12 protein-coding genes are annotated in these 13,758 nt (G+C 60.7%); 7 read left to right on the forward strand and 5 right to left on the reverse strand.

Annotated features, from left to right (window positions below; translation table 11 throughout):
* Nucleotides 1–3 precede the first annotated feature (3 nt).
* The 4 genes from AC1ECN_RS04250 to AC1ECN_RS04265 all read left to right on the forward strand — a co-directional run bounded on the left by AC1ECN_RS04250 (nt 4) and on the right by AC1ECN_RS04265 (nt 5,249).
* Nucleotides 4–1,074 (forward strand): ABC transporter ATP-binding protein, encoded by a 1,071-nt coding sequence (locus AC1ECN_RS04250; RefSeq protein WP_130662412.1) that lies wholly within the window; start codon nt 4–6, stop codon nt 1,072–1,074.
* 72 nt (nt 1,075–1,146) lie between these two features.
* Entirely contained in the window at nt 1,147–2,136 is a 990-nt protein-coding gene (locus AC1ECN_RS04255; RefSeq protein WP_477952276.1) for an alcohol dehydrogenase catalytic domain-containing protein, read from the forward strand.
* A 112-nt stretch (nt 2,137–2,248) separates the two neighbouring features.
* Nucleotides 2,249–3,574, forward strand: a complete 1,326-nt coding sequence (locus AC1ECN_RS04260) for an FGGY-family carbohydrate kinase (RefSeq protein ID WP_130673236.1) — start codon at nt 2,249–2,251, stop codon at nt 3,572–3,574.
* Between the two features lie 58 nt (nt 3,575–3,632).
* On the forward strand, nt 3,633–5,249 hold the full coding sequence (locus AC1ECN_RS04265; RefSeq protein ID WP_130673237.1) for a dihydroxyacetone kinase subunit DhaK: 1,617 nt from the start codon (nt 3,633–3,635) through the stop codon (nt 5,247–5,249).
* 519 nt (nt 5,250–5,768) lie between these two features.
* Here the strand turns inward: AC1ECN_RS04265 and AC1ECN_RS04270 are convergent.
* Nucleotides 5,769–6,548: a class I fructose-bisphosphate aldolase gene (locus AC1ECN_RS04270; RefSeq protein ID WP_130673238.1), complete on the reverse strand. Its 780-nt coding sequence runs from the start codon at nt 6,546–6,548 to the stop codon at nt 5,769–5,771.
* A gap of 643 nt (nt 6,549–7,191) precedes the next feature.
* Nucleotides 7,192–8,415, reverse strand: coding sequence for an argininosuccinate synthase (locus AC1ECN_RS04275; protein WP_130673239.1), 1,224 nt, complete (start codon nt 8,413–8,415; stop codon nt 7,192–7,194).
* Nucleotides 8,416–8,592: 177 nt separating this feature from the next.
* Here AC1ECN_RS04275 and AC1ECN_RS04280 point away from each other — a divergent pair, with 177 nt between their 5' ends.
* The 3 genes from AC1ECN_RS04280 (at nt 8,593) to AC1ECN_RS04290 (ending at nt 10,831) form a co-directional block, all read left to right on the forward strand.
* On the forward strand, nt 8,593–9,444 hold the full coding sequence (locus AC1ECN_RS04280) for an SDR family NAD(P)-dependent oxidoreductase (RefSeq protein ID WP_130673240.1): 852 nt from the start codon (nt 8,593–8,595) through the stop codon (nt 9,442–9,444).
* Between the two features lie 84 nt (nt 9,445–9,528).
* Nucleotides 9,529–10,170 (forward strand): LysE family translocator, encoded by a 642-nt coding sequence (locus AC1ECN_RS04285; protein WP_018243951.1) that lies wholly within the window; start codon nt 9,529–9,531, stop codon nt 10,168–10,170.
* Nucleotides 10,171–10,465: 295 nt separating this feature from the next.
* The gene (locus AC1ECN_RS04290) at nt 10,466–10,831 is read left to right on the forward strand and encodes a hypothetical protein (RefSeq protein WP_130673241.1); all 366 of its coding nucleotides are present in this window, start codon (nt 10,466–10,468) and stop codon (nt 10,829–10,831) included.
* Between the two features lie 132 nt (nt 10,832–10,963).
* Here AC1ECN_RS04290 and AC1ECN_RS04295 read toward each other — a convergent pair whose 3' ends face one another.
* From AC1ECN_RS04295 to AC1ECN_RS04305, 3 genes are all read right to left on the reverse strand, one after another.
* Entirely contained in the window at nt 10,964–11,758 is a 795-nt protein-coding gene (locus AC1ECN_RS04295) for an ABC transporter ATP-binding protein (RefSeq protein ID WP_011653880.1), read from the reverse strand.
* Complete coding sequence (locus AC1ECN_RS04300) at nt 11,755–12,633, reverse strand: ABC transporter permease (RefSeq protein WP_011653881.1); 879 nt, start codon at nt 12,631–12,633, stop codon at nt 11,755–11,757. The genes AC1ECN_RS04295 and AC1ECN_RS04300 overlap by 4 nt, the downstream gene beginning before the upstream one ends.
* Before the next feature lie 130 nt (nt 12,634–12,763).
* Nucleotides 12,764–13,717 (reverse strand): ABC transporter substrate-binding protein, encoded by a 954-nt coding sequence (locus tag AC1ECN_RS04305; protein WP_018481768.1) that lies wholly within the window; start codon nt 13,715–13,717, stop codon nt 12,764–12,766.
* Nucleotides 13,718–13,758: the final 41 nt, after the last annotated feature.

Raw genomic sequence — 13,758 nt, forward strand, 5'->3', positions numbered from 1 at the left:
AACATGTCCACTCTTGAATTGCGTAACATCCACAAGTCCTACGGCGCTGTGAACATCATCAAGGACGTCAGCCTGAGCGTCCACGACCGTGAATTCGTCGTCCTCGTCGGTCCGTCGGGATGTGGCAAGTCGACCCTGCTTAGGATGATAGCGGGCCTTGAGGAGATCACCGGAGGTGAGCTCACGATCGACGGCGAACTTATGAACGACGTGTCCGCAGACGCCCGCGGCCTCGCAATGGTGTTCCAGAGCTACGCGCTCTACCCGCATATGTCGGTGTCCGATAACATGGGCTTCGCTCTCAAGCTCGCCAAGGTCCCCGAGAGCGAGCGCAATCAGAAAATCCTTCAGGCCGCCAAAATCCTTCAACTCGAGCACCTGCTCGAGCGTAAGCCCAAGCAATTGTCCGGCGGCCAACGGCAGCGCGTCGCGATTGGCCGAGCGATCGTCCGGCAGCCCAAAATCTTCCTGTTCGACGAGCCGTTGTCGAATCTCGATGCGGCATTGCGCGTCCAGATGCGCATCGAACTCGCGGAACTGCATCGCAGGCTCAAAGCGACGATGATCTATGTGACGCATGACCAAATCGAGGCGATGACCATGGCGGACAGGATCGTCGTCCTGCGTGATGGTGTCATCGAACAGGTCGGCACGCCGCTCGAACTCTACAACACCCCCGCGAACACCTTCGTGGCAGGCTTCATCGGCTCGCCCAAAATGAACCTCGTCGAGGCACGCGTCACCGAGGTCGAGGGCGGCAACGCCAAACTCTTCATCAACGGCGGTTCGACCCTCAACGTCGCAGCGCGGCCGGGCTTGAATGTCGGAGACACCTTGACCGTCGGTTTGCGGCCGGAGTCCATTGGACCAAGCGAGACAGGCACGGTGACGGGCGTCGTCGATGTCGTCGAGCACCTCGGCAGTGAGACCCTCTGCTACATCAATCTCGGTTCCGGCCCTTTGCTGACCGCCAAGCTCGATTCTGCCGCACCGGTCGCGGTCGGAGACACGATGAAAGTTGGGGTGCTCAAGGGCAAGCCGATTTTGTTTGCCCAATCAGGCGAGGCTTTGTGAGATCGCTGAACCAGCGAAACAACTGGAAACGCCCATCGGAATTAGTGGCGGAGCCGCCCGGAGAGACAGAGAATGAGAGCCATCCAAATCACCAGCGGTCACAAGATCAGCGTGATCGAATGCACCAAGCCGACGGTCGACTCCGACGAAGTTTTGGTGAAGCCTAGCTGCTGTGGCATCTGCGGAACCGATCTGCACATCCTGCATCATGGCTTCGTCGGAACCAAGTATCCCTGCACGCCCGGTCACGAATTCGYAGGACGGGTCGTGGAGGTTGGACGCGACGTCAAGCACCTCAAGGAAGGCGACTATGTCGCCGTCGACCCGAATGTGGTCTGCGGCACCTGCCGTTGGTGCAAAGAAGGACGACCCAACCTCTGCATCCATCTGACCCCCATCGGTGTCGGTCGGCCTGGCGCGGCGGCGGAATATGTCGCTGTGCCCGGAAAGAACGCCCTAAAGGTGAAGGAAAGCGTTGGCGATGGTCCCGCCGCGTTGATTGAGCCTCTGGCCTGCGCGCTTCACGCGGTGGAATCCTCTCGAGGCGTCGCCGGGCGAAATGTCCTCGTCATCGGTGGCGGGACGATGGGTCTTCTCATTGCGCTGTCGGCCAAGGCTCAGGGCGCGGGAGCGATCTCGATCTCTGATCCCTCCACCGCCAAGCTGGAGATTGCCCGGAAAGCGGGCATCGCCGACGCCAGAATCCCCGGTGAATTCGAAGGAAGCCACTTCGACGTCGTCTTCGAGGCCGCAGGCGTGCCGCGTGCGCTTGCTCAAGGCATCGAGCTTTTGGAGAAGACCGGGACGCTGGTGCAGGTCGGCGTTCACGATGCGGATAAGACTGTGCCGATCAACCCCTTCCTGCTCTACGAACGCGAACAGACATTCGTCGGCTCGAACTCCTGCGCAGCGATGTTTCCGACTGCCGTGGACCTCATCGAGGACATCAAGGCTCAAACTGAGCTGATGATCGGCGAGCCCTTCAGTGTTTGGGATTTCGAGGCGGCCGTCGATAGTATGAGCCAGGGTAAATCGATCAAGACCCAGCTCAAGTTCGATTGATGGTGCGGATGCCTTGTGGGTGCAAGTCAACCTTCGGCATCCATAATAGGGTCGCCGCTTCGACATTGGGTCGGAGTCTTGGTTCCTGTTTAACGTTTAGGCCGGGTGCGAAATGTCGATCTGCGGTATCGATATGGGAACGACCAATCTGAAGGTGGCGCTCTTCGACGACGCCAATCGGATGATATGGATCAAGTCGGTACCGACGCCTCGGATCGAGGATCGTTTTGGGGTCGCCACAGATGTGCGGAAGCTCGTCGAGATGGTCGAAGACTTGGTGATTGAGGGCTGGGCTGAGACAGGCCGCCGAGGTCCAATTCTCGCGATCTCGACAGCCGGGGTTGGCGAGGACGGCGTCTATGTCGGCGAGAACCTTGAGCCCATTGCCTACTCCATACCTTGGTTCGACATGCGGGCGAGCGCCGAAGCGACCGAGCTTGCGCAAAGCGACGCCGCCACGCCTTCCGCCGGGATCGAGATGGAGCCCACCCGAACGGCCGCCCTATGGCTGTGGACATCAAAGATAATGCCGGAGACGAGCCGACAGGCAGATCGGTGGCTCTGCCTTACGGACTATCCTCTTGCGAAATGGGCGAAGAAGGACTTCGTCAGCGACACGCTCGCGTCGAGGACGGGATGCTTCAACCCCACCACGCGCGAGTGGATCGATCCTCTGCTTCGAGAGAGCCGTGCACCCGCGCTGCCACACGTCGTTTCGGCGGGAACGGTAATCGGCACGATGAAAAGCGAGCGGCTTCTCTCCAGCGGAGCCGTGGACGCCAACACGCTCCTCGTAGCCGGCGGACATGATCATCCTGTCGCCGCCCACGCGATACACAAGCTCGCGGCGGACGCCCGCGTCGACTCGATGGGCACCGCGAACGTCATCTACGGTGATGCTCCGAGATTTGAGACAACGGCATTCGATCCCCAGATCGCGTTTACCGCGTCGATCGAGGGGCCCGAGAAGGTCGGTTGCCTTGGAGTTTTCGAGTTCACCGGAGCGGTCAACAAATTCTCCGGCGGCATGGAGGCCATCAGGCGCGAAATGGCGCTTCCGAAGATTTCGGGAACACCGGGCGATCCCGCACTCAGTCGGTTCGCGACTGAACGGCATCTCCTTGAGTGGGCGACCTTTAATGCGCGCCGCATGCTGGAAAAGCTTGAGCGATATGGCGTGCCCGAGGGACCTGTCTATGCCACTGGCGGCTGGAGCCGATCGCGGGCGCTGCTGGAATTGAGGGCAAGCATATTCGGCCGTGAGATATACGTGCCGGAAGAGAGGGAGCTCTCAGTCCTGGGTGCAGCTCTGTTCGCAGCGGAGGCAACGGGCCAAAAGGCTACATTCGACACGTCAGTCTCCATCATCGAGCCGGACAGCGCGTGGATGACGGTCTACGGCGATCTCTACGGTCAGTTTCTCGAGCATAGAAACTGAGAGGCGAGCTTCGACACCCAGATTGCAAATATTTCGGAAATTGAATGGAGGAACTTGGATGTCCCAGTTCGTAAATGCCTGCGAAGTCATGGTCACCGAGGCAATCGATGGCTTGATAAGAAGTTCGGGCGGCCGCTTGAGCCGGCTTGATGGCTTTCCACACACCAAAGTGGTGCTGCGAAGCGACTGGCGGGGTTCCAAGGTCGCGCTTGTTTCTGGCGGCGGTTCCGGACATGAGCCGAGCCACGCAGGATTCGTCGGCAAGGGCATGCTCACCGCCGCCGTGTGCGGCGACGTCTTTGCCTCACCTTCTGTTGATGCGGTCCTGGCTGGCATCCTCGCGGTGACGGGGGACTCGGGCTGCCTTCTCATCGTCAAGAACTATACCGGGGACCGCCTGAATTTCGGTCTCGCCGCGGAACGCGCAAGGGCGCATGGCAAGAAAGTGGAGATGGTCATCGTCGACGACGACATCGCTCTCCCCGAACTGCCTCAGGCCCGTGGCCTGGCGGGCACGCTGTTCGTCCACAAGATCGCCGGGGCCTTGGCCGAAGAAGGCGCGGACCTCGACAAGGTCGCCGCATCAGCACGCCGTGTCATCAAAGGCATCCGCAGCATCGGCATGTCCCTGAGTACCTGCACCGTCCCCGGTTCTCCGAGAGAAAACAGAATTCCGGAGGGCAAGGCCGAACTCGGGTTGGGCATCCATGGCGAACCCGGTGTTCAGCAGGTGCCGTTTGACGGTGCCCGTGGTGCGATCGACGCCGTCGCTGAAAAGTTGGCTTCGGGGCAGAACGGCCTTCCGTTGGTGGCCCTGCTGAATAACCTGGGCGGAACCTCGGTTCTCGAAATGAGCGTGTTGGCTCATGACCTCATCGGCTCCAAGCTCGCGGGCCTCCGCTACATGATCGGACCCGCCGCGATGATGACGTCGCTCGACATGCGAGGGTTCTCGGTATCGACGCTTCCGGTGACGGAGGAGGATGTCCGCGCTCTGTCATCTCCAGTCGCAGTGATAGCATGGCCTGGCATGTCGGAAATCGGCGAAGCCAAGACGGTCGGCATGCCCGCGATACTTTCGGCAAAGGTGGTCCCGGCTTCGGAAAATGCCGCGGCCAGACGCATCCTGAAGAAGGCGTGCGCCACGTTGATCGCCTCCACAGCTGATCTCAACGCTCTCGACGCCAAGTCCGGCGACGGCGACACCGGGTCCACGCTTGCTCGAGCGGCCAATGCATTGATCGCCGATGTCGAGAAGATGCCTTTCGCCGACATCACGGCGCTTTTCCGGGCCATCAGCCAGACCCTGAGCCAGACCATGGGTGGGTCGTCCGGCGTCCTCCTAGCCATCTTGTTTGCCGCCGCCAGCGACGCGGCGTCGAAGGGTATGGATGTCGCGGAGTCTTTGTTGGAAGGTCTGTCCAGAATGCAGGTGATCGGCGGAGCCGGCATCGGCGACCGTACCATGGTCGACGCCCTGCTGCCTGCCTTGCTTGCTCTCAAACTTGGCCTTGCGCAGGCAGCGAAGGCCGCTCGCGAAGGCGCGGACAATACCGCGTCGATGCTCAAGGCGCGCTCTGGTCGCGCGTCATATGTGGGAGCGGATCAGCTCGCCGGACATGTCGATCCGGGGGCGGAAGCCGCGGCTCGCTTGTTCGAAGCCATTGCCGACTAGCTCTCGCGGTATTGAAAATGATTTCGATAAGAGCGGTTGCCGACACAGGCCGGCGACCTCTCTTTGTTTGTGGGTTTGTCAAGAAGCTGGACGCCTGAGGTCGGTCGTCCAGAAGTCAATCTCAAACATCTAAATGAAAAAGCTCGCCACGGTGCCGGTGCGGAGTCGTTCGCTCGCTAGACCTTATTTATTTGGTCAGTATTATCGGCGGTTGCACAGCTCGAGGACTCCGAGGGGACGATGGCGAAGTACTCAAAGGGCTCGAAATGGAGGCGATGGGACCTTCATGTGCATTCGCCCGCCTMGCTTCTTTGGGAGGGCATAGCTCTATCTAATCGAGGAGACGGCCTGTCGCTTGGCGCGACGTACTTAGATTCCCCATCACGTTTGCACGAAATTCAACTGCGTCCGATTACCTACTGACAACTGAAATCGTGCAAACAAAAAACTGCGGGCGAAGATCACCCGCAGTTTTCCCGGCTCTGGGAGGGACGCCGGATTCCGCTACGCCGAGCGGAATTAATCGTTGAACTTCACGGCCCGCGTGAGCTTAGCGATCTGAGCGATTGTCTCCTCGCCCTTCTTGCGTTCACGCTGCCAGATGTTTCGGCCGACGATGACGCCTCGAGCTCCGGACCGGATGGTTTGGGCTACAGCATCAACAGTGTCAGCCGGATCGCCTGCCAGTGGTCCGCCTGCGATGACCAGTGGCACCTTGAGTTCGTCGACTAGACGCTTCGTGCGCTCTTCGCCGGGGAAGGCGATCTTGATGATGTGGGCGCCGAGGTCATAGGCGATACGAGCGACTTTTTCTTCCTCGGCAATGACTTCCTCAGTACGGGGCGCGCCGATGATAACCGGCTCCAGAACGAGCGGGATGTCCCAATGGTCGCAGGCGGATACTACCTTGCCGACGCGGGTGCACATTTCGACACGCTCACGATTGTTCATGTTCCAGGGGAACAGCATCTTAACGGCGTCGACGCCCATGCGGACGGCCTCTTCCACCGTGGTGATGAGGCCGTGGGAGCCTCCTTCAAGCACGCGATAGTCGTAGTATGTGTCGATGGTCAGCACACGGGTCAAATGGGGGTGTGCAGCGAAAAACTTCTCAGTCTGCTTTACCTGGCCCGGGGTCATCATAAAGCCCGTGACGTCGTTGTTCGCCCAAGCGACAAAAGGGGCCGAAGGCGTTTCCAAGCCTTCGATACGGTCAAAAATCAGTCCATGATCGACTGGCATGATGATCGCCACGCGATCGCTTGGGAGAGTACGACGTAGACGATATTCCATCGACATGACGATAAATCCTATCTTTCGTTGGCACAGTTATGCCAACCTCCTCCATTCGTGTCCTGTCCCTGCTGTACGGACAAGACGGACGTTGCGTATCTATGCCCTGTCAGTGGAAACTGTCAAGCGACAATTGCTGCCTCGAATGTCTGCGGAACAGTGAAGCGGGGCCTCCCTTATCTTGATGCCCGAGCTGGATGGCACTCCTCAGAAACGGCTCCATTGACACCTGATCGATAAAATACCTACCGTCCTGATTGTACGAACAAGGTGGCAGCATGGTCCAACACACGATATGGGTCCAACACACGAAATGACCGTCCACGGCCGCTTGGGTAGTTTTCCGATGTTGCCAGGGCCGGTTGACGGGGCGATGCTCAAATATTCCTAGCCTCAGCTTCGGGCCAATCCCAGATCTTGGCGCGCCCTTTACCCAAATGTCCGCTTTTGCGTTGCGTGTCTTAGCAGCGGACGGTCTGATGTCGGCCCCGTAGCGGTCGTCTATCCAAGCCGAGCCGATGTCCGTTGTTGATGCAATCCGACCATCCAGAACGCTCTAAGAGTTTGGTGGCGTTTGCCACCTCACTCCACGAAAAAGCCCGCGCGGCAATGCCGGCGGGCTGATATCCGGTTCGAAGGTGAACCGTGATTATTTCACGAGGTTGCGCTTGGCGAGCGTGCGCAGGCGCAACGCATTGAGCTTGATGAAGCCGGCCGCATCCTTCTGGTCGTAGGCGCCCTGATCATCCTCGAAAGTGACGAGCTTGTCGGAATAGAGCGACTTGTCGCTTTCACGGCCGATGACCATGACATTGCCCTTGTAGAGCTTCAGCGTCACTTCGCCTTCGACATGCTCCTGGCTCTTGTCGATCAGCGCCTGCAGCATCTCGCGCTCCGGCGAGAACCAGAAGCCGTAATAGATCAGCTCGGCGTAACGCGGCATGATGTCGTCCTTGAGATGGGCGGCACCACGGTCGAGCGTGATCGATTCGATGGCGCGGTGCGCCGTAAGCAGGATGGTGCCGCCTGGGGTCTCGTAGACGCCGCGCGACTTCATGCCGACAAAACGGTTCTCGACGAGGTCGAGACGACCGATGCCGTTGTCTCGTCCGTAATTGTTGAGCGCAGCCAAGAGCGTCGCCGGGCTCATGCGCACGCCGTTGATCGAAACCGCGTCACCCTTTTCGAAGCCGACCTTGATGGTCGTTGCCTTGTCGGGTGCAGCCTCAGGCGAAATGGTGCGCATATGCACATATTCAGGCGCCTCCTTGGAGGGGTCCTCGAGAACCTTGCCCTCGGAAGAGGAATGCAGAAGGTTGGCGTCGACGGAGAATGGCGCCTCGCCCTTTTTGTCCTTGGCAACAGGGATCTGATGCTGCTCGGCGAAAGCCAGCAGGTCGGTGCGGCTCTTGAACGCCCAGTCGCGCCACGGCGCGATGATCTTGATGTCGGGGTTCAGGGCATAGGCGGAGAGCTCGAACCGGACCTGGTCGTTGCCCTTGCCGGTCGCGCCGTGGGCGATCGCATCGGCGCCGGTCTTCTTGGCGATATCGATCAGATGCTTGGAAATCAACGGACGGGCGATCGAGGTGCCGAGCAGGTAGACGCCTTCGTAGACGGCATTGGCGCGGAACATCGGGAAGACGAAATCGCGCACGAATTCCTCGCGCACATCCTCGATGTAGATCTCCTTGATGCCGAGCATCTCGGCCTTCTTGCGCGCCGGCTCCAGCTCTTCGCCCTGGCCGAGATCGGCGGTGAAGGTGACGACTTCGGCGCCGAGTTCCGTCTGCAGCCACTTCAGGATGATCGAGGTGTCGAGGCCGCCGGAATAGGCGAGAACGACTTTCTTCACGTCTTTGTATGATGCCATGATGATGAGGTCCGTTGCATAAAAGGCCGGCGAAAACCCGGTGTCGCGGCACTTTTAGCGAGATTGGCGCGTGACGCAAGACCAAGTGCGACGGGATGGTGCCGATACCGTTTGACAGCGCCAAAGCGGAGCCCATATTCGCCAGCGTCCGCAAATGCTCGAGGAGAGGTTGCCCCCGTGACGAATATTCAAGACATTTTCAAGAAGTCCAATGTTGCCGTCATCACCGGCGGCGCCTCCGGCATCGGTCTTGCCGCGGCGAAATATTTCGCCGGATGCGGCATGAGCGTCGCCATTGCCGATCTCGGCGGCGATCGGCTGGCCGACGCGGCCAATGAACTCAAGGCCATTGCCGGCGAGGAGAATGTGATGGCGGTCGAGACCGACGTCGCCAGCAGAGACTCGCTGGAATCGCTCGAGCGCGCCGTGCTCCAGCGTTTCGGCCGTGTGCACGTACTGATGAACAATGCCGGCATCGGCCCGGAAACCTCGATCTTCAGCCCGCAGGCGAACTGGGACAATATCTTTGCCGTCAACCTGATGGGGGTGATCAACGGCACGCGCACCTTCGGCCCGAAGATGCTGTCGCACGGCGAGCCGGGCCTGATCATCAACACCGGCTCCAAGCAGGGCATCACCACGCCGCCCGGCAACCCCGCCTACAACATCTCCAAATCAGGCGTGAAAGTCTTTACCGAAGCGCTGCAGCACGAGCTTCGCAATACCGAAGGCGGAAAGATCTCCGCCCATCTTCTGATCCCAGGCTTCGTCTTCACCGGCCTCACCAAGGGCGACCGCGCCGAAAAACCGGCCGCTGCCTGGACCGCCGAGCAGACGGTCGATTTCATGGTCGAGAGCCTCGAACGCGGCGATTTCTATATTCTCTGCCCCGACAATGACATCGCGCGTCCGGTCGACGAGCGCCGCATGCTCTGGGCAGCCGGCGATATCGTCGAGAACCGGCCGCCGCTGTCACGCTGGCACAAGGATTATGCCGACAAGTTCAAGGCCTTCCTCGAACAGAAGTAATCGGCGCCATCAGAAGGTTTGATTGGTAATTTTCCGAAAGCCGGGTAAGAGATCGTCGGATCTTTCCGGCTTTCGGAGCATGTCATGGATTTCCTGCCCAGCCTGCCGACCCTTCTCGCCTTCGCCGCCGCGACGCTGCTGCTTGCGGCAACCCCAGGCCCCGATATGACGCTGTCGATCAGCCGCGCGCTCGCCCAGGGCAAGAAGGCGGCGCTCTTCGTTGTCGTCGGCACCAGCCTCGGCATCGTCGTCCACACCATGCTGGTCGCTTTTGGTATTTCGGCGCTGATCACCGCCTCGCCGACCGCCTTCCTGATCCTGAAGACCGGCGGTGCCGCCTATCTGCTCTGGCTGGCGGTGCAGGCTATCCGCTTCGGCTCGAAGCTCACCGTCGCCAAGGTCGAGGAGCAGAAGGGCACGCCACTTTCCAACATCTCCTCGGGCTTCTGGGTCAATCTTCTGAACCCCAAGGTCATCATCTTCTTCATGACCTTCCTGCCGCAATTCGTCAGCGCCGGCGATCCGGCCGTCACCCAAAAGCTGCTCTTTCTCGGCTTCTGCTTCATCCTGATCGGCATGCCGGTCAACGCCAGCGTCGTCTTTGCCGCCGACTGGCTGGCCTCATGGCTGCAGAACAACAAGAAAGTGCTCCGCGGCATGGACTACACCTTCGCCGGCGTCTTCTCGGTCTTCGCCGCAAAGATCCTGCTCACCCAGGCGAGATAGCCGCGGTTGCGCAGCAATCCCGCGGTTGCGCAGCAATCCGCCCGCGGTCGGTTGATCGATCCGCCCGTGGTCGGGAAACGATCCGCCGCCAGCTACACCAATATTCGCGAGACGCCATGCCGGAGCAGGCAGTCACCCCGAATTTCGTCGTCTTCCAAAATTATTCCATGCCTTTCGCGCGATTACTTGTGATCAACATATGATCGTAAGTCGGCAATTGTGGCTAGGCCACGCCACCTTCGCTGCCCACATATCCTTTACGGCTCACGAAGAGCTGCCTTGAAAGGATAAGTCCATGATTACGTTCCGCAATATCATAACAGCAGGAGTTGTTGCGCTGACGCTTGCAGCCACGTCCCTTACAGCGACAACACCTGCCTTAGCTCACGGCGGCGGAGGCCATGGCGGTGGCGGCTTCTCGCGGGACGGCGGCCATTTCGGCGACGGTTCCCATATGGGCGGAGGCAATTTCGCCGATCGCGGCTTCGGAGCGCATCATTTCGGCGGAGCCGGCCATTTTGGCGGACATCGCGACGGCCGTTTCGTCTTCCACGATAGAAATCGTCTGTTGTTCGGCGATGACGACTATGACCCGGAACAGTGCCAGCCGGAATGGCTCAACCAGTACGGCCATCGCGTGCTGGTGGAAGTCTGCTCTTGATGACGGTCCCCCTGGCCTCTGAGGACAATCCGCCGCGGTCGGTTGATCGATCCGCTCGCGGTCGGTTGGCCGATCCGCCCCCGCGGTCGTGAAACGATCAGCTGCCCGCTAACCGATCAGCCCGCTGTCGGCCTAGCCGATCAGCAACGCGTCATCATCCAACGTCTGGCCGCGCATCTTGCGGAACATCGCGATCAGGTCCTCGACCTGCAATGTCTTGCGGCTGTCGCCGGCGACATCGAGCACGATCTCTCCGCCATGCAGCATCACCGTCCGGTGGCCGTAGTCGAGCGCCTGGCGCATCGAATGCGTCACCATCAGCGTCGTCAGCTTGCGCTCGGAAACGATCTTCTGGGTCAGGCCCATGATGAATTCCGCCATGCCAGGGTCAAGCGCAGCTGTATGTTCGTCGAGCAGCAGCACCTCCGAGCCCGCCAGCGTCGCCATGACGAGCGAGACCGCCTGCCGCTGGCCGCCGGAAAGCAGGTCCATGCGGTCCTTCATGCGGTTCTCCAGCCCGAGATTGAGCTCGGCGATCCTCTCGCGAAAATGGTCGCGCCGTTTTGCGCCAAGCGCCGAAACGAGCCCGCGCCGTTCGCCGCGACGCGCCGCAAGGGCCAGGTTCTCCTCGATCGACAAGGCGCCGCAGCTTCCGGTCAGCGGGTCCTGGAAGACACGGGCGACCAGTCCGGCGCGCGCCGCCGTCGTCTTGCGCGTCACGTCGGCACTGCCGATCAGCACCTGCCCTTCGCTCGCCAGCACATCGCCGGCGAGCACACCGAGCAGCGTCGATTTGCCGGCGCCGTTCGAGCCGATGACGGTAACGAAGGAGCCTTCCTCGATCGTCAGGCTGACACCCGAAAGCGCCTGCTTCTGCAGCGGCGTGCCGCGCCCGAAAACGACCTTGATGTTCTTGAGGTTGATCACGACGCGGCACCTCCGCGCAAACGGGGAAGGATGAGCGCCACGGTCACCAGCACGGCGGTGACGAAATTGAGGTCGGACGCCTGCAGGCCGATGACGTCGCTCGAAAGCGCCAGCTGGATCGCGATGCGATAGAGGATCGAGCCGAGCACGCAGCCGATTAGCGCGATCAGCAGACCACGCCGCCCGAGCAGCGTCTCGCCGATGATGACGGCCGCCAGACCGACGACGATCGTGCCGACGCCTGAGGTGACGTCGGCAAAGCCGTTCGTCTGGGCAAACAGGGCGCCGCCGAGCGCCACCAGCGCATTCGAGATCGCCATGCCGAGATAGATCTGCCGGCTGGTATCGACGCCCTGGGCCCGCGCCATCCTTGCATTGGCGCCGGTCGCCCGCATTGCCAGCCCGGCATCGCTTTCCAGGAAACGCCAGACCAGGATGAGCGCGATGACGACGAGAACACCGACGAAGAGCGGCCGCACGTAGAAATCGCGAAGGCCATGACCGAAGAACGGGCTGATCATCGTGTCGGCATTGATGAGGGCGACATTGGGTTTGCCCATCACGCGCAGATTGACGGAAAACAATGCGATCATCGTCAGGATAGAGGCGAGCAGGTTGAGGATCTTGAAGCGCACGTTGAGCAGCGCCGTCACCATGCCCGCGGCGGCACCGGCCGCCATGGCGATCAGCGCTGCAAGCCAGGCATTGACGCCGGCAATGATCAGCACGGCCGTCACCGCCGCGCCAAGCGGAAAGGAGCCATCGACCGTCAAGTCGGGGAAATCCAGAACACGGAAGGCGAGATAGACGCCGAGAGCGACGAAGGAATAGACCAGTCCGAGTTCGACGGCCCCCCAGAATGCGATTTGGCTCAAGGCTTCCGCCCCTCTTCTGTCCGTTTCCGCTCCGCGCCCTGCGCGAAACATCAGGCTTTTAATACCATCAGCCGCGCCCGCGTGGAACGGGAGCGGCTGCAAACTCGATCAGCGACGGCAGTCGCCTTGTTTATTCGATGACTTTGGTAGCGCGGGAAAGCACGCTCTGCGGCAGCGTGACGCCCATCTTCTCGGCCGCCGCCTTGTTGACGACGAGGTCGCTGCCGGCGGCAGTCTTGACCGCGATGTCGCCGGGGTTCTCGCCCTTCAGCACACGCACGACGATCTCGCCGGTCTGCTTGCCGACATCATAATAGTTGAAGCCGAGGGCGGCGATCGAGCCACGCGAAACCGAATCCGTATCGGCGGTAAAGAGCGGCAGCTTGCTCTCCTCGGCCACCGCGACAGCGCCTTCGAGCGCGGAGATGATCGTGTTGTCGGTCGGAATGTAGATCACATCGGCGCGGCCGACGAGCGCGCGTGTCGCACCCTGGACCTCGGCCGATTTGGTGGCAGCCGATTCGACTACCTTCAGGCCAGCCTTTTCGGCTTCAGCTTTCAACACGGCGAGCAGCGAAACGGAATTCGCCTCGCCGGAATTGTAGAGATAGCCGATGGTTTTCACATCGGGCAGGATTTCCTTGATCAGCGCTAGGTGCTCGGCGACCGGCGACATATCGGAAAGGCCGGTGACATTGCCGCCGGGCTTGTCCATGTTCTTGACGAGCTGGGCGCCGAGCGGATCGGACACGGCCGTGAAGACGACAGGAATGTCGCGCGTCGAGGAGACGACGGCCTGGGCCGAGGGTGTCGAGATCGGCACGATGACATTGGGCTCGTCGCCGGCGAACTGGCGGGCGATCTGGGCCGCCGTCGCCGGATTGCCCTGCGCCGATTCGAACACGAATTTCAGGTTCTCGCCTTCCTTGTAGCCGGCGGCCGTCAGCGCATCGAGAACGCCCTTGCGCGCCGCATCCAGCGCCGGATGTTCGACGATCGCCGTCACGGCGACGGTGACATCATCGGCCTTTGCGGGCAGGGAAAGGGCCAAAGTGGCGGCAAGAGCGAGCAAAATCGGGCGCATGGGTATCCTCCTGAATGATTTTGGGGGCACTTTTAGGAAAA

The sequence above is a fragment of the Rhizobium sp. 01N447_2 genome (assembly GCF_056399245.1).

Excerpts from the sequence above, each read along its gene's own strand:
- AC1ECN_RS04270 (WP_130673238.1), bottom strand. The coding sequence starts at position 6,548 with ATGTCGATGGAATATCGTCTACGTCGTACTCTCCCAAGCGATCGCGTG.
- AC1ECN_RS04260 (WP_130673236.1), top strand. The coding sequence starts at position 2,249 with ATGTCGATCTGCGGTATCGATATGGGAACGACCAATCTGAAGGTGGCG.
- AC1ECN_RS04250 (WP_130662412.1), top strand. The coding sequence starts at position 4 with ATGTCCACTCTTGAATTGCGTAACATCCACAAGTCCTACGGCGCTGTG.
- AC1ECN_RS04275 (WP_130673239.1), bottom strand. The coding sequence starts at position 8,415 with ATGGCATCATACAAAGACGTGAAGAAAGTCGTTCTCGCCTATTCCGGC.
- AC1ECN_RS04285 (WP_018243951.1), top strand. The coding sequence starts at position 9,529 with ATGGATTTCCTGCCCAGCCTGCCGACCCTTCTCGCCTTCGCCGCCGCG.
- AC1ECN_RS04305 (WP_018481768.1), bottom strand. The coding sequence starts at position 13,717 with ATGCGCCCGATTTTGCTCGCTCTTGCCGCCACTTTGGCCCTTTCCCTG.
- AC1ECN_RS04290 (WP_130673241.1), top strand. The coding sequence starts at position 10,466 with ATGATTACGTTCCGCAATATCATAACAGCAGGAGTTGTTGCGCTGACG.
- AC1ECN_RS04265 (WP_130673237.1), top strand. The coding sequence starts at position 3,633 with ATGTCCCAGTTCGTAAATGCCTGCGAAGTCATGGTCACCGAGGCAATC.